We start from the raw sequence: 19,699 nt of genomic DNA, 5'->3' as shown, positions 1-19,699 counted from the left end.
GCGGCCTTTCGCGTGGGGGGTGCCCCGGGCATGCCCAACACAGGTGTGAGGACTGGGTGTTGAGTGCATCCGGAGTCTTTGTTTAAGGCGTGAAGTTAAAGGTCCGGACCACTGGAGTCAAGGGGGCGGGCAGCAAGGGGTGGGCGGCAGCCGGGAAGCAGCCCACCCCCCGCTTCCGGCTCAGACCGCGGTCACCTCGTCGTCCTTCTGGGCGAACTGCGTGCGGTGCAGCTCCGCGTACCGGCCGCCCACCGCGAGGAGTTCGTCGTGCGTGCCCCGCTCCACGATCCGGCCGGCCTCGACGACCAGGATCTCGTCGGCGGCCCGGACGGTGGACAGACGGTGGGCGATCACCACGGCGGTGCGGCCCTCCAGGGCCTCGGTGAGCGCCTCCTGCACGGCCGCCTCGGAGGTGTTGTCCAGGTGGGCGGTGGCCTCGTCGAGGATGACCACGCGCTGGCGGGCCAGCAGCAGCCGGGCGATGGTCATGCGCTGGCGCTCACCGCCGGAGAGCCGGTAGCCGCGTTCGCCGACGACCGTGTCCAGACCGTCGGGCAGGGACTGTACGACCTCGGCCAGGCGGGCGCGGCCGAGGGCGTCCCACAGCTCCTCGTCCGTGGCGGTCGGGCGGGCGAGCAGCAGGTTGGCGCGGACGGTGTCGTGGAAGAGGTGGCCGTCCTGGGTGACCATGCCGAGGGTGGCCCGCAGGGAGGCGGCGGTCAGGTCCCGGACGTCGGTCCCGCCGATGCGCACGGCCCCGGCGTCGACGTCGTACAGGCGCGGCAGCAGCTGGGCGATGGTGGACTTGCCGGCGCCGGAGGAGCCGACGAGGGCGACGGTCCGGCCGGGTTCGGCGCGGAAGGAGATGCCGTGCAGGACCTCGGCGCCGCCGCGGGTGTCGAGTGCGGCGACCTCCTCGAGGGAGGCGAGGGAGACCTGGTCGGCGGACGGGTAGGAGAAGGTGACGTCCTCGAACTCGACCGCGACCGGGCCCTCGGGCACCTCGACGGCGTCCGGCTTCTCCTCGATGAGCGGCTTCAGGTCGAGCACCTCGAAGACCCGCTCGAAGCTGACCAGCGCGCTCATCACCTCCACGCGGGCTCCGGCGAGCGCGGTGAGCGGGGCGTAGAGCCGGGTCAGCAGCAGGGCGAGGGAGACGACCGCGCCCGCCTCCAGGGTGCCGCGCAGCGTGAACCAGCCGCCGAGGCCGTAGACGAGGGCCAGGGCGAGGGCGGAGACGAGGGTGAGGGCGGTGATGAACACCGACTGGGCGGTCGCCGTGCGCACCCCGATGTCGCGCACCCGGCGGGCCCGGTCCGCGAACTCGGCCGACTCCTCCTCCGGGCGGCCGAACAGCTTGACCAGGGTGGCGCCGGGCGCGGAGAAGCGCTCGGTCATCCGGGTGCCCATGGCCGCGTTCAGCGCCGCCGCCTCCCGCTGCATCCGGGCCATCCGGCTGCCCATGCGGCGGGCCGGCAGCACGAACACCGGCAGCAGCACCAGCGCGAGCAGGGTGATCTGCCAGGACAGGGTGAGCATGACGGCGAGGGTGAGCACCAGGGTCACCAGGTTGGTCACCACGCCCGACAGGGTGTTGGCGAACGCCCGCTGGGCGCCGATCACGTCGTTGTTGAGACGGCTGACCAGCGCGCCCGTACGGGTACGTGTGAAGAACGCGACAGGCATGCGCTGCACATGATCGAACACGGCCGTGCGCAGGTCGAGGATGAGTCCCTCCCCGAGCGTCGCCGACAGGCGCCGACCGAGGATGCCGAGCCCCGCCTCCGCGAGGGCGACGAGCGCGATGAGCAGCGAGAGCCGGACGACCTTCCCGGAGTCGTGACCCGCCACGATCGTGTCGACGACGCTGCCGGCGAGCACGGGCGTGGCGACGGCGAGCAGTGCGGTCACCACCCCGAGCAGTACGAAGCGGACGATGCCCGCGCGGTGCGGGCGGGCGAAGGCGGCGATACGGCGCAGTGTGGCGCGGGCGAAGGGGCGGCGTTCCTGCTGCGCGGTCATCACGCTGTGCAGCTGCGTCCAGGCGGTGGTCTCCATGCTCATAGGAGAGAACGTAGGACCTCAAGCTTCGTTGAGGTCAAGGTGCGCGCCATTTCTTCCCCATCCGCGTCCTCGCACCCGAAGGCCACGATGACCCTCCCCTCTCATCCGCTGCCCGTCCGTAAGCCGCCGTCCCCGCTTCGGCCACCCGCCGTTGGCACGGCACGGAAAGCCTCTCCCGATGTGACAGCGGTAAGACTCCCCGACCTCCGTGAGGGACGCCTCCCCCGGCTCGCCCGGCGCGTCCCCGTGCGGCAGATCCTGTGCCTGCTTCCGCTCCTGCTCGTCGCCGTCGTCGCGGTGCGGCACCGGTCGGTGCTCGCCGAGGGCTTCGGACAGCTGCGGACCGCCTCGTGGCCCTGGCTGCTGGCGGCGGCCGGTGCCACCTGTCTGACCTGGGTGGCCGCGGCCGTCACCCGGCAGGGCGCCGTCGTCCAGCGGCTGCCCCGGTGGCGGCTGCTGGCGACGCAGTTCGCGGCGGGCTCGGCCAACCACCTGCTGCCGACGGGTCTGGGCGCGGGCGCGGTCAACCTGCGGTTCATGAGCGTGTGCGGGGTGCCGCTGGCCCGCTCCTCCGCGGCTCTCGCGCTGTACCTGCTCGCCGAGTCGGTAGGCCGGCTGAGCCTGCTGGCCGCGCTGCTGCTCGCCTTCCCCGACGCGCTGCGACTCGGCACCCTCCTCCCCGACGGGGATGCCGGACCGGTGCTGGCCGTCGTGGGCGCGGTGCTCGTGGTGGCGGTGGCCGCGCTGGCCCTCGTACGACGTCTGCGCACGCCCGTGCTCGGCTTCGTCCGCACCGCCCTGGGCGAGGCCCGTTCGGTGCACACGCGTCCGGCCCGGGCGCTGGCGCTGTGGGGCGGCTCGCTCGCCTTCCCCGCGCTCCAGGCGGCCGGCCTGGTGGCGGTGGGGCAGGCGCTGGGGCTGCCGGTGCCGCCCGCGCACATGGCACTCGCGTACCTGGCCGCGACGGTCGCGGTGGCGCTGGTGCCCACGCCGGGCGGGCTCGGCTCGGTCGAGGCGGCACTGATCGTGGCGCTGGTGGCGGCGGGCGGCCCGGTGGCGGTGGCCACGGCGGTGGTGCTCGCCTACCGCATCATCACCGTCTGGGTCCCGCTGCTGCCGGGCGCGTTGACGCTGGGGGCACTGGTGCGGCTGAAGGTCATCTGAGGCAGAGTGGCCCTCCGAGCCGCCCCCTCAGAAGGAGCATCCGCCGTGCCGGTCCGCGTGGAGCACAAGGAACACGTCACCACGATCGTCCTGTCCCGCCCCGAGGTCCGCAACGCGGTGGACGGGCCCACGGCCGCCGAACTCGCCACGGCCTTCCGGGAGTTCGAGGCCGACGAGCACGCGCGGGTGGCGGTGCTGTGGGGCGAGGGCGGCACGTTCTGCGCGGGCGCCGACCTGAAGGCGATGGGCGGCGAGCGCGGCAACCTGGTCGCCGAGGAGGGCGACGGCCCGATGGGGCCGACCCGGATGCGGCTGTCCAAGCCGGTGATCGCCGCCGTCGCCGGGCACGCCGTGGCGGGCGGCCTCGAACTGGCCCTGTGGTGCGACCTCCGGGTCGCCGAGGAGGACGCCGTGTTCGGGGTGTTCTGCCGCCGCTGGGGCGTACCGCTGATCGACGGCGGCACGGTACGGCTGCCCCGGCTGATCGGCGCCGGCCGGGCCATGGACATGATCCTGACCGGCCGCCCGGTCCCGGCTCGCGAGGCCTACGACATCGGGCTCGCCAGCCGGATCGTCCCGACCGGCCACGCCCGCGCGGAGGCCGAGGAGCTGGCGGCCCGGATCGCCCGCTTCCCGCAGGCCTGCCTGCGCGGCGACCGGGCCTCGGCGCTGGACCAGGAGGGCATGGACGAGCAGAGCGCCCTGCGCGGCGAGCTGCGGTACGGCATGAGCGTGCTGGCGGAGGGCTTGGAGGGAGCGGCACGCTTCGCCGGGGGTGCGGGGCGGCACGGGTCATACGGGGACCTGTGAGCAGGGGTCTTACGCGGACCTGGGAGCACCGGTCCTACGCGGACCTGCGAGCAGGGGCCCTGCACGGACCTGTGAGCGCCGGTCCTACGCGGACCTGCGAGCACCGGGCCTACCCGGACCTGTGAGCACCGGGCCTACTCGGACCTGCGAGCACCGGCCCCACGCGGACCTGCGAGCACCGGGCCTACCCGGACCTGCGAGCAGGGGCCCTGCACGGACTGCGAGCGCCGGTCCGACGCGGACCTGCAAGCACCAGCCCTACCCGGACCCGTGTGCCGGCCGCTCCTCTCCCGCCAGCCACTCCAGCACCGCGCCGCCTGCCTCCGCACCGGCCCAGGTCGCCGCCCTCGCCCGTTGTCCGAGGTGCAGCACGGCGCCGACGGCGAAGACGCCCGGCCGCGAGGTGTGCGGGCTGCCGTCCAGCGTGATGCCGGCCCGGCGGGCGAGTTCGTTCTCGGGGACGAAGTCACCGGTGAAGACGACCGTGTCGCAGGGCAGCGTGGCCGTACGGCCGTCGCGGTGCCGGACGCGGACGCCGGACAGGCGGCCGTGGCCGAGGAGTTCGGTGACCGTGGTGTCCGTGAGGAGCGGGACGCGGTGGCCGAGCCGGGCCGACTGGGCGCGCAGCAGCGGGGCTTGGGCCCGAGGGTGTTCGGTCAGCAGGGCGACGACCGCCGCACCGGCCGTGCGCAGGGTGTCGGCCGCGGAGTAGGAGACCCGCTCCGCGCCGACCACCACCGCGCGGGTGCCGATCGGCTGCCCGAACAGGTGCACCGCCTGCTGGAGTTCGCCGGTGGTGTAGACGCCGGCGGGCCGGGTGCCGGGCACCAGCCGGGCCGCGCGGGGGCGTTCACGGGAGCCGGTGGCGAGGACGACGGCTTCGGCCGCGATCGTCTCCAGTCCCTGCGGGCCGACCGTCGTGAGCGTGCGCGGGCCCGCCCAGTCCAGGACCGTCACACCGGTCCGCAGCACGGCCCCGGCGTGTGTGGCGCCCTCGGTGAGCAGCCGGGCGTACTCGGGTCCGGTCAGCCGCCGCGTCCACGTGCCGAAGCCGCCGTGGGCGCAGTGCCGGAGCACTCCCCCGGGCTGTGCCTCCCGCTCCAGTACCTCGATCCGGCCGGCACCGGCGGCGGCCAGCCGGGCCGCCGCCGCGAGTCCGGCGGGACCGGCGCCGACGACGAGGACGTCGACCCTGCGGTCGGCGGTCATGTGCGTGCCTCCTCGAACAGCTGCCGTACCGCCGCCCCGCAGTAGAAGCCCTGGCAGCGGCCGGCCCGGGCCCGGGTGCGGCGGCGCAGGCCCTCCAGGGTGCGCGGCGGGATCGTACTGGCGAGGGCGTCACGGATCTCGCCACGGGAGACGCGCTCGCAGTGGCAGACGAGGGTGCCGTACTCCGGGTCGGCGGCGATGAGTTCGGGCCGCTGATGGGGGCGCGGGAAGGCCTCGCCGAGGCCCGGCATGCGGACCGGGTCGAGGTCGCGCGCCGGTCCGGGGTCGAGCCCGGTCTCGGCCAGCAGGCCGAGGACGTGGGCGGCGATGGCCAGGGACGCGGTCAGGCCGGTGGAGCGGATGCCGCCGACGGTGACGTACGCCTGCTCGGGGTGGGCGGTGATGCGGTAGTCCTCGTGCTCGGTGGCCGCGCGCAGGCCGGCGTAGACGGCGGTGACCTCCTCCCGCAGCAGCGCGGGCAGGATGCGGCCGCCCTTCTCCCGCAGCAGCGCCAGGCTTTCGGCGGTGGAGCCGGTGGCCCGCTTGTCGTGCAGGTCCTCGGCGGTGGGGCCGAGCAGGACGTTGCCGTAGACGGTGGGAGCGACCAGGACGCCCTTGCCGAGGGCGGTCGGGACCGGGAGGAGGATGTGCCGGACCAGGGGGCGGGCGAGCTTGTCGTGGACGATGAGCTGGCCGCGGCGCGGGGTGACGGTGAAGTCGTCGTGGCCGAGCGCCCGGTCGAGGGTGTCGGCGTGCAGTCCGGCCGCGTTGACCAGGTGGCGGGTGTGCAGAGTGCCTCGGGAGGTGGTCAGGAGGTGCCCTTGGGCGTCCCGGCTCACCTGCTCCACACGGGTGTTCAGGTGCAGGTCGACTCCGGCGCGGACCGCCTGGGTGGCGTACGCCAGGGTCGTCGTCCACGGGCAGACGATGCTCTCGCCGGGCACGTGCAGGGCGCCGAGCGCGCCGGGGCCGAGGTGCGGTTCGCGGGCGTACAGCTCGTCGGCGCCGAGGATTCGGGTGTGCGGGTAGTCGTTGCGCTCGGCCTTCTCGGCGAGGCGGGGCAGCGCGGCGAGCTGCTCCTCGTCCCAGGCGACGAGCAGGGCGCCGACCTCTTCGACGGGGATGCCGGACTCGGCGGCGTACGCGGCGAGCCGCTGGTGGCCCTCGCGGACCAGCCGGGCCTCCAGGGTGCCCGGGGTCGCGTCGAAACCGGTGTGCAGGATCGCGGTGTTGGCCTTGGAGGTGCCCTGGCCGACGTCGTCCTGGGCCTCGACCAGCGCGATGCGCAGCCGGGGGTGGCGGGCGAGTTCACGGGCGACGGCGCAGCCGACGACTCCGGCGCCGACGACCACCACGTCGTACGTCTGCCCGGGCAGCGGCCCCTCCGCGGTGACCGTCATGAGTCGAGCAGGGCGGCGACCGCACTGCGGAAGCCGGCGAGGCGTTCGGCGGCCTGGTCGGCCGGGATGCGGGGCTCGTACACGGTGGCGGGCTTCCAGTCGGGCAGGGCGTCTTCCACGCTCAGCGCAGGGTCCGCGCCGAGCCGGGCGAGGGTGGCGGCGCCGAGTGCGGTGGCGTCGTGCAGCGCGGAGACCTCTACGGGGCGTTGCAGCAGGTCGGCCTGGGTCTGCATGAGCAGGGCGGAGCGGGTCAGGCCGCCGTCGACGCGCAGCGCGTCCAGGGCCGGTTGCGAAAGCCCCGTCGTCCGCCCGGAGGGCGTGGCAGGCGGGTTCGCAACAGGCCCCAGCGGGGTGCCGAGGTCGGCCGCGGCCGCCTCCGCCAGCTCGACGACCTGGGCCGCCAGGCCCTCGCACAGGGCGCGCACCAGGTGTCCGGGTCCGGTGTCGAGGCCGAGCCCGGTAATGGAGCCGCGCAGGTCGCCGCGCCACCAGGGGGCGGCGAGCCCGGCGAGGGCGGGGACGAAGGTGACGCCGCCGCTGTCGGGGACGGCTCCGCCGACCGGGTCGAGGTCGGCGGCCGAGGAGATGACGCCGAGGTCGGTGAGCCAGCGCACGGCGGAGGCGGCCGTGTAGACCTGTCCGTCGAGGCAGTAGCCGGTGTCTCCGGCGAGCCGCCAGGCGACGCAGCTGACCAGGCCGGAGGTGCCGCGCCGGGGGGCGCTGCCGGTGTGCGCGAGCAGGAACGCGCCGGTGCCGTAGGTGCACTTGGCGGCGCCGGGTCCGGTGATGCGCTGGGCGAGCAGGGCGGCCTGCTGGTCGACGGCGAGTCCGGTGAGCGGGATCTCGGAGCCGAACGCGCTTGTGGTGCCGACGGGTTGGGCGTTGTCGACCACCTCCGGGAGCCGTTCGTCCGACAGCCCGTAGGCCTCCAGCGCCCGTGGCGACCACTGGGCGCGGTCGAGGTCGAGGAGCTGGGTGCGGCCGGCGGTGGCCGCGTCGGTGACGAAGGTGCCGGTGAGTCGGTGGACCAGCCAGGCGTCGGAGGTGGTGACGACGCCCTCGCGGGTGAGATGGCGGCGGATCCAGGCCATCTTGGGTGCGGCGAAGTACGGATCGAGGGGCAGGCCGGTCAGCTGTCGCAACTCCTCGGCGTGATCGATGAGTTCGGCGCAGACGGTCTCGGCGCGCCGGTCCTGCCAGACGAGGGCGTCGGTCAGCGGGCGTCCGGTGGCCGGGTCCCAGGCGAGGACGGTCTCGCCCTGGTTGGCCAGGCCCATCGCCACGACGTCCTCGCCCGCCTCGGCGAGTGCGCGGTGACCGGCGTCGACGACCGAGGCGTACAGCTCGGCCGGATCCACCTCGACCAGACCGCCCGGCAGGTGGCGGGGCGTCACATCAGCGAACCCGGCGCCGAGTACGCCGCGTTCGGGGCAGACCACCAGGGCCTTGGTGCCGGACGTGCCCTGGTCGACGGCGAGCACAGGCCCCGTCATCGCATCCTCCCGCACGCCCCTTCGAAGATCGGCGCGACCAGCCTGCCGTCGGGCCGCGTCCGGCGTCAAGCTCGGCCGATTTTCGGCCAACTACCGCTATAGATAGTTGAGTTGACAACAATGGCAAGGCGGAAGTGACACCCCTATAGTGACCGCCGACCCGCAGGAGGCGCTCGACCACCGCCCGGAGGAGGGCTGTTGCTACCGCACCCCGCCACCCCGCCCGTCCGCTCGCGGACCGGGGCGGGTGGCTGATGGCCAGAGAAGGAGCACGCCCCTCCTACGACCCCGCCGGCCACGACGGGGCCTTACGCACCGCCCTCCAGGATCTGCGCACGGGGCGCTGGATGGCGATGCGCGCCCTGCTCGCGGACACCACGAGCTGGTGGCAGTGGACCCAGCGCACCCAGATCCTCGCGGCCGCCGCGGCCGGTACCGACGTGGTGCGGGCCTGGCTCGCGGAGGAGCCGCACAGCGTGCCGGCCACAGTGATGCACGCCCGGGTCGGCGTGGAGCGGGCCCTGCGGGCGCAGCGCGAGGGGCACCGCCGTACACACGAGTTGTGGATCGAGGCGTGGGACGCCGCGCAGTCCGCCACCCAGACCGCCCCGCACGACCCCGTGCCCTGGATCTGCCTGCTGGCGCTGGCCCAGCTGGACCCGGAACAGCGCTGGGACGAACACCGGGCGCCGCCGCCGGAACCGATACTGCCGCCGGGCCCGTGGGGGCTGCTGGCCGAGGCCGGCCGGCGTGACCCGCACAACCGCGAGGCCCACCACCGGATGCTGCAGTTCCTGTACACGATCGGCTCCTCGGGCCGGCTCGCCGAGGCCGCGGGCTACGCCCAGTGGGCGGCCGGTTCGGCGCCGCCCGGGTCCGCGCTGCACCTGCTGCCGCTGTACGTCCGGGTCGAGCGCTACCGGCGCTCCAGCGGGCACGACGCGGCGCTCGACCTGCACTGGGTGGCGGAGGACGCGACCCGCGAGGCGCGGCGCGCGCTGCACTCCTGGTTCGAGCAGACGCCCCGGGCCGAGCGCTCGCTGCTGGACCTCAACCATCTGGCGCACGCCCTGTGGGGTGCGCATCAGTTCCCGGACGCGGCCCGGGTGTTCGACTCGATCGGCCCGTACGTCACGCCGCCGCCGTGGATGTACCGCACCCCGGACCGGGGCCGTGCCGTGGAGGTCTTCCTGCAGGCCAGGGACCGCTGCCGCACGGCCGTCGAGGGCGCGTGACGCCCGTTCTCCTTCCTCACCCCCGGAGGTTTCAGCATGTCCCCCGATCCATCGCCCACGCCCGCCCGGCCGCAGCACGACGAGGAGCGGCGGCTGCGCGAGCTGGGCTACCGCCCGGTGCTGGCCCGCCGCATGGGCGGCTTCGGCAACTTCGCGATCAGCTTCTCGGTGATCTCGATCCTGTCCGGCTGCATGACCCTGTACGGCTTCGGTCTGGGCGCCGGCGGGCCCGCCGTGATGCTGTGGGGCTGGGCGGGTGTCGGCCTGTTCGTGCTGTGCGTGGGCCTCGCGCTCGCCGAGGTCACCAGCGCCTATCCGACCTCCGGCGCCCTGTACTACATGGCCGACCGGCTCGGCGGCCGGCGCTGGGGCTGGTACACGGGCTGGCTGAATCTGCTCGGTCTGCTCGGCGCGATCGCCGGCATCGACTACGGCGCCGCCCTGTTCACCGGAGCCTTCGCCAACCTCCAGTGGGGCTTCGAGCCGACCCCGGGCAAGACCATGCTGATCTTCTGCGCGATCCTGCTGCTGCACGCCGTGCTGAACCTGTTCGGCGTCCGCCTGGTCAGCGTGCTCAACTCGGTCAGCGTCTGGTGGCACCTGGCCGGTGTCGCGCTCATCGTCGGCGCGCTGGCGATCGTCCCGGACCACCACCAGTCGCCGTCGTTCGTGTTCACCAAGTTCGTCAACGACACCGGCTGGTCGAACCCGCTCTACGTGGCCGCGATCGGCCTGCTGCTCGCCCAGTACACGTTCTCCGGGTACGACGCCTCCGCCCACCTCTCCGAGGAGACCTCCAACGCCTCGGTGTCCGCGGCGAAGGGCATCGTCCGGTCGATCTGGGTGTCGTGGATCGCGGGCTTCGTGCTGCTCGCCGGCCTGACCTTCGCCATCCAGGACTACGACGCCACGCGCACCACCGACACCGGCGTGCCGCCCGCCCAGATCCTGCTCGACGGCCTCGGCACCGACGGCGCGAGCGCGCTGCTGCTCGTCGTGATCGTGGCCCAGTTGTTCTGCGGGAACGCCGAGGTGGCCGCGGCCAGCCGCATGGTGTTCGCGTTCAGCCGGGACGGCGCCCTGCCGGGCTCGCACCTGTGGCGCAAGGTGAGCAGCCGCACCCAGACCCCGGTCGCGGCCGTGTGGCTGTCGGTGATCGTCGCGGGCGTCCTGGCCCTGCCGTCCCTGTACTCGGCGACGGCCTACGGCGCGGTCACCGCCATCAACGTCATCGGCATCACCCCCGCCTACGCCATCCCCGTCCTGCTCCGGCTGCGCGCGGGCGACCGCTTCCAGCCGGGTCCGTGGCACCTGGGCCGGTGGAGCAGACCGGTCGGCTGGATCGCTGTGGTGTGGGTGGCCTGTGTGACGGTGCTGTTCTGCCTGCCGCAGTCCTCGCCGGTCACCGCCGACACCATGAACTACGCGGCCGTGGCCCTCGTCGTCGTGCTGGTCCTGGCCAGCATCTGGTGGTACGTCGCCCGCCGTTCGTACGGCACGCCCACCACCGCCGCCTACGGCAGCGACCGCGACCAGGCCGAACTCGCGGAGGGCATCGTCTGAGACGTCCGCCCGGCGCACCGGTCCGGGTACGAACTGGTGCGCCGGATACGGCAGGATGAGCGATCGCGCCGACCGTCGTTGTCCCGGCGGCGGCGCGATCGCACATTCCGGACATCGAGCAGGTGGCAACGTGACGACACTTCACATCAGGCTCTCCGCAGCAGCTTTGCGCCCTGGAGGTGACCGGTGAACCGCGCGCTGACCCTGGACGACCTCGTCCTCGCCGGCATCGCCCTGGCCGCCGGCCTGGTGCTGGCCTTCCTGTCCCGCACGGTGCTGCGCTGGCTGGCCAAGCACGCCAAGCGGACCAAGTGGAGCGGTGACGACGTCATCGTGGACACGCTCCGCTCCGTCGTCCCCTGGGCGGCGATCGTGGGCGGCCTCGCGTCGGCCGCGGCGGTGCTGCCGCTGACCCACACCGTCCAGCACCACACCAACCAGCTCCTCCAGGTGTGGCTGATCTTCGTGGTGACCCTGTCCGCGGCCCGGGTCGTGGCGGGTCTGGTCCGCTCGGTCACCCAGTCCCGCTCCGGCGTGGCGGGCTCGGCCACCATCTTCGTCAACATCACCCGGGTCCTGGTCCTGGCGATCGGCTTCCTGGTGGTGCTGCAGACGCTGGGCATCTCCATAGCGCCCCTGCTCACCGCCCTCGGTGTCGGTGGTCTGGCCGTGGCCCTCGCCCTCCAGGACACCCTCGCCAACCTGTTCGCGGGCATCCACATCCTCGCCTCCAAGACCGTCCAGCCGGGCGACTACATCCGGCTGAGCAGCGGCGAGGAGGGGTACGTCGTGGACATCAACTGGCGCCAGACGACGGTGCGCCAGCTGTCCAACAACCTGGTGGTCATCCCCAACGGCGAGCTGGCCAAGTCCAACATGACCAACTTCACGCGTCCCGAGCAGCAGTTGACGATCCTGTTGCAGGTGGGCGTGAGCTACGACAGCGACCTGGACCACGTCGAGCGTGTCACGCACGAGGTCATCGCCGAGACCATGACCGAGATCACCGGCGCCGTCCCGGACCACGAGCCCGCGATCCGCTTCCACACCTTCGGGGACTCCCGCATCGGCTTCACGGTGATCCTCGGCGTCGGCGAGTTCAGCGACCAGTACCGCATCAAGCACGAGTTCATCAAGCGCCTGCACCGCCGCTACCGCGAGGAGGGCATCCGCATCCCGGCCCCGACCCGGACGGTGGCGCTGCAGCAGGGCGCGGTGGTGATCCCGCAGCAGCGCAGCGAGGAGGACGTGGTGTCGGGTTCGCCGGGTTCGCCCCTGACCGACTAGTACGTGTCCCTGTCTCCGGCATGGCAGCACGAGTCGCGCCGGAGAGACCGGGCGACCTCGAGCCAGTTCACGACGGTCAGGTCGGCGATCCTGCCCTCCTCTACGGTGCCGAGGTCGCCGTCCAGGCTGCAGATACGCGCCGGGACGGACGTGGCGCACCCGGCGAGACGGACGAGCACAGCAGTCTGCCTTCCGCCACCGTGCGCACTGCCTCCGTCGTGCCGTCGGCGCCGGACACCCGTACCAGGGCCGGGCCGCCGTCGCTTCCGCCGTCGGGCCGGCGCGCCGCCCGTAGGCAGACCAGCGACCGCCCGTCCGGCCGCCACGCCGGATCGAGGTCCTCGAAGTCCCCGCCGGTCAGCCGACGCAGCCGGCCGCTGTCCGGATCCACGGTCCACAGGCCGAACGCGGTGCCGGTCACGGGGTCGCCGCCGCGCTCGGACGAGAAGGTGATGTACGTCCCGTCCGGTGACCAGGCCGCCCCACGGTCGTCCCACGGCCCGTCGGTCAGTTGCCGCGGCGCGCTGCCGTCCGGCCGCATCGACCACAGATGGAAGGCGCCACCCCGGTACCCGCAGACGGCGAGCCGCGTACCGTCCGGCGACAGCGCGGCGGCGGGTCGCCTCCAGCGTCCAGTCCGTCAGCCGGCCGGCCCACCGCCGGAGCCGTCGCTGGACACGACGGCGGCCACTCCGGCGGCGGAGGCACTCAGGAAACCCCGACGGCTGACGAAGCCGAAGCCGATCTCCTTGCCGCTCCCTCCCACGTGACCCCGGTCCGACCGGTGCAACGAGCGGTTGCACCCGTACGGCACGTTTTCCGGCCAGGACCCCTGTCGAGTCCAGCCCGATCACGAGATATCTTGATGTCGAGCAATGTTGCAGACGTGGAGCGGAGCACCCGGTGACTGACTCGACCATCATCTACACCTACACAGACGAGGCCCCGGCCCTGGCGACGCATTCGTTCCTGCCGGTGATCCAGGCGTACGCCTCGCAGGCCGGTGTGCCCGTGACGACCCGGGACATCTCGCTGGCCGGACGCATCATCGCCCACTTCCCGGAGTACCTGAACGAGGACCAGCGGGTCCCGGACGCGCTGGCCGAGCTGGGTGACCTGGCCAAGACTCCCGAGGCCAACATCGTCAAGCTGCCGAACGTCTCGGCGTCCATCCCGCAGCTGCGTGCCGCCGTCGCCGAGCTGCAGGGCAAGGGCTACGCGCTGCCGGACTACCCGGACGACCCGAAGACCGACGAGGAGCGCGAGATCCGCGCCCGCTACGACAAGATCAAGGGCTCCGCCGTCAACCCGGTGCTGCGTGAGGGCAACTCCGACCGCCGTGCCCCGGCGTCGGTGAAGAACTACGCCAAGACCCACCCGCACCGCATGGGCGCCTGGAGCTCCGACTCCAAGACCAACGTGGCGACCATGGACACGGACGACTTCCGCTCCACCGAGAAGTCCGTGGTGATCTCCGAGGCCGGTGCGCTGCGCATCGAGCTGAAGGGCGACGACGGCTCCACCACCGTCCTGCGCGAGTCCGTACCGGTGCTCGAGGGCGAGGTCGTCGACGCCTCCGTGATGCGCGTCGCCGCGCTGCGCGAGTTCCTGACCGCGCAGGTCGCCCGCGCCAAGCAGGAGGGCGTCCTGTTCTCCGTGCACCTGAAGGCCACGATGATGAAGGTCTCCGACCCGATCATCTTCGGTCACGTGGTGCGCGCCTTCTTCCCGAAGACGTTCGCGAAGTACGGCGAGACGTTCGCCGCGGCCGGTCTGACCCCGAACGACGGTCTGGGCGGCATCCTCAAGGGCATCGAGGCCCTGCCGGAGGGCGCCGAGATCAAGGCCTCCTTCGAGGCCGAGCTGGCCGAGGGCCCCGCGCTGGCGATGGTCGACTCCGACAAGGGGATCACCAACCTGCACGTCCCGTCCGACGTGATCGTCGACGCGTCCATGCCGGCCATGATCCGCACCTCGGGCCACATGTGGGGCCCGGACGGCCAGGAGGCCGACACCCTCGCGGTGCTGCCGGACTCCTCCTACTCCGGCGTCTACCAGGCCGTGATCGAGGACTGCCGCGCCAACGGCGCCTACGACCCGTCGACCATGGGCTCCGTCCCGAACGTCGGCCTCATGGCGCAGAAGGCCGAGGAGTACGGCTCCCACGACAAGACCTTCGAGATCCCGGTCACCGGCACCGTCCGCCTGGTCGACCAGGCCGGCAACGTCGTCCTGGAGCAGACGGTCTCCGCCGGCGACATCTTCCGCGCCTGCCAGACCAAGGACGCCCCGATCCGCGACTGGGTCAAGCTGGCCGTCACCCGCGCCCGCGCCACCGGCGACCCGGCCGTGTTCTGGCTGGACGAGGGCCGCGCCCACGACGCCAACCTGATCGCCAAGGTCAACCAGTACCTGCCGGAGCACGACACCGAGGGCCTGGACATCCGCGTCCTGTCCCCGGTCGAGGCCACCAAGCTGTCGGTGGAGCGCATCCGCCGCGGCGAGAACACCATCTCGGTGACCGGCAACGTGCTGCGTGACTACCTGACCGACCTGTTCCCGATCCTGGAGCTGGGCACCAGCGCCAAGATGCTGTCGGTCGTCCCGCTGATGGCGGGCGGCGGCCTGTTCGAGACGGGCGCCGGCGGCTCCGCGCCGAAGCACGTCCAGCAGCTGGTCAAGGAGAACTACCTGCGCTGGGACTCGCTCGGTGAGTTCTTCGCCCTGGTGCCGGCCTTCGAGCAGTACGCGACGTTCACCGGCAACAACGGCGCCAAGGTCCTCGCCGACACCCTCGACCGCGCCACGGCGACCTTCCTGAACGAGGACAAGTCCCCGACCCGTCGCCTCGGCGGCATCGACAACCGCGGCAGCCACTTCTACCTGTCCCTGTACTGGGCGCAGGAGCTGGCCGCGCAGACCGACAACGCCGACCTGGCGAAGGCCTTCGCCGCGTTCGCCGAGTCCCTCGCGGCGAACGAGCAGACGATCGTCGACGAGCTGCTCGCGGTCCAGGGCTCCCCGGCCGACATCGGCGGCTACTACCAGCCGGAGAAGGCCAAGGCGGACGCGGTCATGCGCCCGTCGGCCACCTGGAACGAGGCCCTCGCCTCGCTGAGCTGACGCCCGCGGCACCTGAGCCGCAGCTGTGAGCGGACTCCGCCCCGGTCGGGTTGCCCCCGGCCGGGGCGGAGTCGTGTCCGGCGCCGGTGCCGGTGTGACACCTTGATCCTGGACCGCTTGATCCTGGACCGCTTGATCCTGCACCGCGCCACCGACAACGCCCCTGGAGCAGCCCGTGACCGAGTCCGCCCCCTCGTTCGAACTCCTCCCCGGCGCCGCCGAGTCGCCCGTGCTGCTGCACGTGCCGCATTCCGCGCGGGCGATCCCGGAGGACGTTCGCAAGGGGATCCTGCTCGACGACACGGCGCTCGGGCTGGAGCTCGACCACATCACCGACGCGCACACCGCCCGGATCGCCGAGCGGGCGGCGGGGCTGGCCGGGCTCACCCCCTGGCGGTTCGTCAACCGGCTGTCGCGGCTGGTCGTGGACCCGGAGCGGTTCCCGGACGAGCGGGAGGAGATGCTTGCCGTCGGCATGGGGGCCGTGTACACGCGGACCACGCACCGGGGCGAGCTGCGGGCCGCGGACACCGACCCCGAGCCCCTGGTCGAGCGGTACTTCCGGCCCTACGCGCGGGCGATGACCGAGGCGGTGGCCGGGCGGCTCGCCGCGACCGGGCGGGCGGTCGTGATCGACGTCCACTCCTACCCGGGCCAGGCGCTGCCGTACGAGCTGCACGGGACGGGTCCGCGGCCGCCCGTGTGCCTCGGCACGGACGCGTTCCACACACCGCCCGAGCTGCGGGAGGCGGCGCGGAAGGCGTTCTCCGCGTGCGGGGAGACGGGGCTGGACAGCCCGTTCAGCGGGACCTACGTACCGCTGGAGTACTACGGGCGTGACCGGCGGGTGAGCGCGCTGATGGTGGAGATCCGGCGGGACACGTACATGACCGAGCCGGGCGGCCCGGCCGGACCGGGCCTGGAGCGACTCGCCACCGCGCTGGCCACGCTCGTCAACGCCCTGTAGCACTCAGGCTGGAGCGCACTCCCGCAGGACGGCGGGCGGGGCGCGTACAGGGGGTGCATGACGACCGAGGAGCGTCAGCGAGGTGATGGGTGTGCCGCCCGCCGACCGGGAGCGGGTGCACGCCCGGACCCGGCAGATCATCTCCACCTCCGGCGGCGCCGAGGCCGCCGAGCGGGCCAAGCAGGGCCTGTACGGCTGGATCACCGAGACCGTACGGGCCCGGTCCGACGGCGCGGGCGAGGGCGTGTACGCGCTGCTCGGCGCGGCCGTGACGCGCGGCGAGACCGCGGAGGAGGAGCTGATGGAGCGCATGCGCGCCCGTCCCGAGGCGCGCGGACCGGTCCTGGACGAGCTGCTGCGGCACATCCCGCACCACCGCACGGTCGGGCTCGCCCGGATCGCGCTGGAGGCCTGGAGCCGACCGGCCACCGGATCACGGAGGGCGAGCCCGTGTACGTCTCCTACCTCGCCGCCGACCGCGACCCGGAGGTCTTCCCGGACCCGGATCGCTTCGACCCCGACCGCGCCCCCGACCCGCGCCTGGCCTTCGGCAACGGCCCGCACCACTGCACCGGCGCCGTGCTCGCCCGGCTGCAGACCGAGCTGCCGGTCGGCATGCTGCCGGACCGGCTGCCCGGCCTGCGCCTCGCGGTGGAGCCCGGGCAGGTGCGTCGGCGGCACAAGACGATGATCCGCGGGCCGCGGACGCTGCCCGTCACCCGGCGACCCGGTTCGGGACCCGGTGACCTGGTGACCCGGTTCGGGACCCGGCGAGCCGGCTCAGGCCCGCAGCCACTCCGTGACGATCACCTCGCCGCCGGTCCGCAGCCGCAGGGCGAACGGGCCGGCGGGCGGCTGCTCGCTGGTGAAGCGGCCCAGGGTGTCGACCGTGACCGGCCGGGTCGTCTGCGGGCCGCCCAGCACCTCTATGCGCGCCGACTGCGGCGGCAGCACCTGGCCGATCAGCCCCTCCCCGGTGACCTCGACGTCGACGGTCAGCTCGCCCGCGCGGAAGGTCAGCATCCGCGGGGCGTCCGGTACTCCCCTGACCGGCAGCGCGTCCACGAGCGAGTCGAAGGTCAGCTCGGCGATCCGGGCGTCCAGGTCGTGCAACGCGTAGGCGTCGAGCGCCAGTTGGCGCAGCTCGACCGGGACCGGGTCCAGGACGGCGGCCGCCTGGCGCAGCTCCTCCTCCAGCAGATCGCCGTCGAACCCGGCGTCGTCGAAGTCCTCTTCGGGAAATCCGTTCCCGTTCACGCCGCTCACGCCGCCCCCCGTGCGTCCAACCGCGCCCGCAGCCGGCGCAGACAGCGCTGGCGCAGGGGCCCGATGCTGCCGACCGCGATACCGAGCGCGGCCGACACCTCCAGATAGCTCGGCGGCGGCGAGGCCATCAGCACCCGCAGCAACTGCCTGCACCGCTCGCCCAGCGCCTCGAACTCCTGCCACAGCCGGCGGATCCGCTCGGCCTGGTCCGCGTCTTCTTCGGCGTCGATCAGCGTCTGCTCCGGCGTCCGCTCCTCACTCGCCCGGTCCAGCACCTGCGGATCGTCCGTCAGCGTCAGCCGCGTCAGCCCTTTGAGCACCTTCAGGCACTCGTGCCGGGCCGTGCTGGCCAGCCAGGAGCCCGCCTTGTCGGGCTCCCGGAGCCGACCGAGGTGCTGGGCGAAACGGAACCACGTGGTCTGGTAGACCTCGTGCCCGTCCGCGTCCGAGAGCCGGTGTGCGCGCACCACCGACCACACCAGCGGACTCATCCCTTCCACCAGCGCCTTCCAGGCCGCGGCGTCGCCGTCGACGGCTGACCTGACCAGCGCCCCGACCTCTGTACGGTCCACGGCTCCACCCCTCGTGTACGGCACGTCATCGTACGCCGTGGAGCGGAGGGTTCCGGCACTCATGCGGGCCGGGCCGAGATCGCGACCGGAACCGGACGCCAGGTGGGCGGCCGGAGCGCCGGAACGTGCGCCCCGCGCACGTCGGCGGATTCCGTGAGGGAAGCGAGCAGTTGCGCGCGGGCCGCGCGCGGGTCGCGCTCCTTGTGCGCCGTCATGTGGGCGGCGACGAGGGCGGCGACGGCCGGGGTGGCGAACGAGGTGCCGCTCCACTGCGCGAGACCGTGGAACATCACCTGGTCGGGCTTGGCCGCGCTGTCCTCGCCCGTCTCGCTCAACACGCCGGTGTGGCGCGGGTACTGGCAGGTGCAGGCGTAGGTGGAGCCGAACCGGCAGGCGTCGTAGGTGGAGTGCTGGTACACGTACGGCACCGGGATGTCGAAGCCGGTGAGGGCACTGGTCAGGCGCTCGCCCGGGGCGTAGACGTGCACCCAGGGGCCGTGGTTGCTGAAGCAGGCGCCCGACTCGCCGTCCCCGCGCAGCGCGCCGACCGACAGCACGCTGTCCGCGTACTCCGGCAGAGCCCCGTAGGCGGCAGGCCAGAACGGGGCGTCGCTGCCGTTGTTGCCCGCGGCGGCGACCAGCAGCGTGCGCTGCTCGCGGAGTTCGCGCATGAACGCCTCAAGACCGATGAGGCTTTCGCCCGACCCGGTGGTGGTGCCCGCGGAGAGGCTGATGATGTCGGGCCAGCCGCCCTCGTCGACGGCCTCGAACAGCTTCGCGCCGAACTCCGACTCCAGCATGGCGCCCACGTCGCTGAGGGTGCCCCGCACGGTGACGTCGGTGTTGGGTGCGACGGCCGCGACGATCCCGGCGATGAACGTGCCGTGGCCGACGTACTGCCGGAGCACTCCGTCGGGACCGGTCTCGGTCACCTGCGGATCGCCGGTGGTGTGGGCGAGGAGCGGGTAGGACCGGTAGTCGTGCACCAGACCGGTGTCGATGACGAGGACGCCGACGGCGGTGTCCGGGTCGTGGACGCCCTCCTGGGACGCCGGGTTGGGCGGCTCGCTGCGCGGCGCGGGCACGGGCTCGTCACCGGGGCAGGCGTTGACCGGGGCGATGTGGATCACGTGGTTGCGGCGGACCAGCCGGCGTCCCTGGCGTCCCTCGGCCTCGGTGAGGGCGCGCAGGGCGTGCGGGACGACGTCGTCGCCCTGGGTGGGGTCGCCGACCCGGATGCGGGTGACGCCGGTGCGGTTGGTGTCCGGGCCGGTGCGGCGGACGTGGTCGGGGACCAGGCCCTGGGTGTCGGTGAAGTGGGTGCGCACGGTGTCCTCGACCAGGCGGGCCTCCTCGCCGTCGCGGGCGAGGACGACACCCTTCTCGTAGAGGAAGTGGGCGTCGTCGTCCGGGCCCATGGCCAGGGGCACGTCGGGCATCGAGCGCTGGATGTGGTGGAACTGCTCGCGGAATCGCTGTGGTGCCATGGTGTGTCCTCCCCCTGAGGCGGTGCTCCGACAGTCAGAGTCGCCCGTCGACCGATTGA

15 protein-coding genes and 2 pseudogenes are annotated in these 19,699 nt (G+C 73.1%); 8 read left to right on the top strand and 9 right to left on the bottom strand.

Annotated features, from left to right (window positions below):
- Window positions 1–180 precede the first annotated feature (180 nt).
- Window positions 181–2,058 (bottom strand): ABC transporter ATP-binding protein, encoded by a 1,878-nt coding sequence (locus ACFYZZ_RS34960; RefSeq protein WP_389185049.1) that lies wholly within the window; start codon window positions 2,056–2,058, stop codon window positions 181–183.
- Between the two features lie 186 nt (window positions 2,059–2,244).
- Here ACFYZZ_RS34960 and ACFYZZ_RS34955 point away from each other — a divergent pair, with 186 nt between their 5' ends.
- Both ACFYZZ_RS34955 and ACFYZZ_RS34950 read left to right on the top strand, forming a co-directional pair.
- Window positions 2,245–3,228, top strand: a complete 984-nt coding sequence (locus tag ACFYZZ_RS34955) for a YbhN family protein (RefSeq protein ID WP_389184825.1) — start codon at window positions 2,245–2,247, stop codon at window positions 3,226–3,228.
- Between the two features lie 45 nt (window positions 3,229–3,273).
- Entirely contained in the window at window positions 3,274–4,038 is a 765-nt protein-coding gene (locus ACFYZZ_RS34950; RefSeq protein WP_389184822.1) for a crotonase/enoyl-CoA hydratase family protein, read from the top strand.
- A gap of 276 nt (window positions 4,039–4,314) precedes the next feature.
- On the opposite strand, the pseudogene ACFYZZ_RS34945 reads toward ACFYZZ_RS34950, so the two are convergent.
- The 3 genes and pseudogenes from ACFYZZ_RS34945 to ACFYZZ_RS34935 form a co-directional block, all read right to left on the bottom strand.
- Window positions 4,315–5,247 (bottom strand): annotated as a pseudogene (locus ACFYZZ_RS34945) (NAD(P)/FAD-dependent oxidoreductase); the annotation flags it as partial.
- Complete coding sequence (locus tag ACFYZZ_RS34940) at window positions 5,244–6,647, bottom strand: FAD-dependent oxidoreductase (RefSeq protein ID WP_389184819.1); 1,404 nt, start codon at window positions 6,645–6,647, stop codon at window positions 5,244–5,246. The gene ACFYZZ_RS34940 and the pseudogene ACFYZZ_RS34945, both read right to left, overlap by 4 nt.
- Window positions 6,644–8,140, bottom strand: a complete 1,497-nt coding sequence (locus tag ACFYZZ_RS34935; RefSeq protein WP_389184816.1) for an FGGY family carbohydrate kinase — start codon at window positions 8,138–8,140, stop codon at window positions 6,644–6,646. The genes ACFYZZ_RS34940 and ACFYZZ_RS34935 overlap by 4 nt, the downstream gene beginning before the upstream one ends.
- 254 nt (window positions 8,141–8,394) lie before the next feature.
- Between ACFYZZ_RS34935 and ACFYZZ_RS34930 the strand changes: the two genes are divergently transcribed.
- The 3 genes from ACFYZZ_RS34930 (at window position 8,395) to ACFYZZ_RS34920 (ending at window position 12,225) form a co-directional block, all read left to right on the top strand.
- The gene (locus tag ACFYZZ_RS34930) at window positions 8,395–9,375 is read left to right on the top strand and encodes a hypothetical protein (protein WP_389184813.1); all 981 of its coding nucleotides are present in this window, start codon (window positions 8,395–8,397) and stop codon (window positions 9,373–9,375) included.
- Window positions 9,376–9,411: 36 nt separating this feature from the next.
- Window positions 9,412–10,938, top strand: coding sequence for an amino acid permease (locus tag ACFYZZ_RS34925; RefSeq protein ID WP_389184810.1), 1,527 nt, complete (start codon window positions 9,412–9,414; stop codon window positions 10,936–10,938).
- A 186-nt stretch (window positions 10,939–11,124) separates the two neighbouring features.
- A complete protein-coding gene (locus ACFYZZ_RS34920) occupies window positions 11,125–12,225 on the top strand; it encodes a mechanosensitive ion channel family protein (RefSeq protein ID WP_389184807.1) in 1,101 nt (366 codons plus the stop codon).
- 100 nt (window positions 12,226–12,325) lie between these two features.
- On the opposite strand, the gene ACFYZZ_RS34915 is transcribed toward ACFYZZ_RS34920, so the two are convergent.
- Window positions 12,326–12,766, bottom strand: coding sequence for a TolB family protein (locus ACFYZZ_RS34915; RefSeq protein ID WP_389184804.1), 441 nt, complete (start codon window positions 12,764–12,766; stop codon window positions 12,326–12,328).
- Between the two features lie 99 nt (window positions 12,767–12,865).
- Window positions 12,866–12,991 (bottom strand): twin-arginine translocation signal domain-containing protein, encoded by a 126-nt coding sequence (locus ACFYZZ_RS34910; RefSeq protein ID WP_389184801.1) that lies wholly within the window; start codon window positions 12,989–12,991, stop codon window positions 12,866–12,868.
- A 137-nt stretch (window positions 12,992–13,128) separates the two neighbouring features.
- On the opposite strand from ACFYZZ_RS34910, the gene ACFYZZ_RS34905 reads away from it, so the two are divergent.
- The 3 genes and pseudogenes from ACFYZZ_RS34905 to ACFYZZ_RS34895 all read left to right on the top strand — a co-directional run.
- Window positions 13,129–15,348: an NADP-dependent isocitrate dehydrogenase gene (locus ACFYZZ_RS34905; protein WP_389184798.1), complete on the top strand. Its 2,220-nt coding sequence runs from the start codon at window positions 13,129–13,131 to the stop codon at window positions 15,346–15,348.
- Between the two features lie 175 nt (window positions 15,349–15,523).
- On the top strand, window positions 15,524–16,315 hold the full coding sequence (locus ACFYZZ_RS34900; RefSeq protein WP_389184795.1) for an N-formylglutamate amidohydrolase: 792 nt from the start codon (window positions 15,524–15,526) through the stop codon (window positions 16,313–16,315).
- 73 nt (window positions 16,316–16,388) lie between these two features.
- Window positions 16,389–17,035: pseudogene (locus ACFYZZ_RS34895) on the top strand (cytochrome P450); the annotation flags it as partial.
- A 60-nt stretch (window positions 17,036–17,095) separates the two neighbouring features.
- Here ACFYZZ_RS34895 and ACFYZZ_RS34890 read toward each other — a convergent pair.
- From ACFYZZ_RS34890 to ACFYZZ_RS34880, 3 genes are read right to left on the bottom strand one after another with little or no spacing between them, the layout of a single operon-like run.
- The gene (locus ACFYZZ_RS34890) at window positions 17,096–17,572 is read right to left on the bottom strand and encodes a hypothetical protein (RefSeq protein ID WP_386576956.1); all 477 of its coding nucleotides are present in this window, start codon (window positions 17,570–17,572) and stop codon (window positions 17,096–17,098) included.
- 5 nt (window positions 17,573–17,577) lie between these two features.
- A complete protein-coding gene (locus tag ACFYZZ_RS34885) occupies window positions 17,578–18,216 on the bottom strand; it encodes an RNA polymerase sigma factor (RefSeq protein WP_389184792.1) in 639 nt (212 codons plus the stop codon).
- Window positions 18,213–19,640, bottom strand: a complete 1,428-nt coding sequence (locus tag ACFYZZ_RS34880) for a S8/S53 family peptidase (RefSeq protein ID WP_389184789.1) — start codon at window positions 19,638–19,640, stop codon at window positions 18,213–18,215. Before ACFYZZ_RS34880 ends, ACFYZZ_RS34885 begins: the two co-directional genes overlap by 4 nt.
- Window positions 19,641–19,699: the final 59 nt, after the last annotated feature.

The sequence above is a fragment of the Streptomyces sp. NPDC001816 genome (assembly GCF_042892235.1).
Taxonomy (GTDB): domain Bacteria; phylum Actinomycetota; class Actinomycetes; order Streptomycetales; family Streptomycetaceae; genus Streptomyces.
The sequence above is the reverse complement of the archived record's forward strand: the minus strand, read 5'-3'. Positions and strand labels throughout refer to the sequence as shown.

Excerpts from the sequence above, each read along its gene's own strand:
- ACFYZZ_RS34960 (WP_389185049.1), bottom strand. The coding sequence starts at position 2,058 with ATGGAGACCACCGCCTGGACGCAGCTGCACAGCGTGATGACCGCGCAG.
- ACFYZZ_RS34940 (WP_389184819.1), bottom strand. The coding sequence starts at position 6,647 with ATGACGGTCACCGCGGAGGGGCCGCTGCCCGGGCAGACGTACGACGTG.
- ACFYZZ_RS34935 (WP_389184816.1), bottom strand. The coding sequence starts at position 8,140 with ATGACGGGGCCTGTGCTCGCCGTCGACCAGGGCACGTCCGGCACCAAG.
- ACFYZZ_RS34930 (WP_389184813.1), top strand. The coding sequence starts at position 8,395 with ATGGCCAGAGAAGGAGCACGCCCCTCCTACGACCCCGCCGGCCACGAC.
- ACFYZZ_RS34925 (WP_389184810.1), top strand. The coding sequence starts at position 9,412 with ATGTCCCCCGATCCATCGCCCACGCCCGCCCGGCCGCAGCACGACGAG.
- ACFYZZ_RS34915 (WP_389184804.1), bottom strand. The coding sequence starts at position 12,766 with ATGCGGCCGGACGGCAGCGCGCCGCGGCAACTGACCGACGGGCCGTGG.
- ACFYZZ_RS34885 (WP_389184792.1), bottom strand. The coding sequence starts at position 18,216 with ATGAGTGCCGGAACCCTCCGCTCCACGGCGTACGATGACGTGCCGTAC.
- ACFYZZ_RS34880 (WP_389184789.1), bottom strand. The coding sequence starts at position 19,640 with ATGGCACCACAGCGATTCCGCGAGCAGTTCCACCACATCCAGCGCTCG.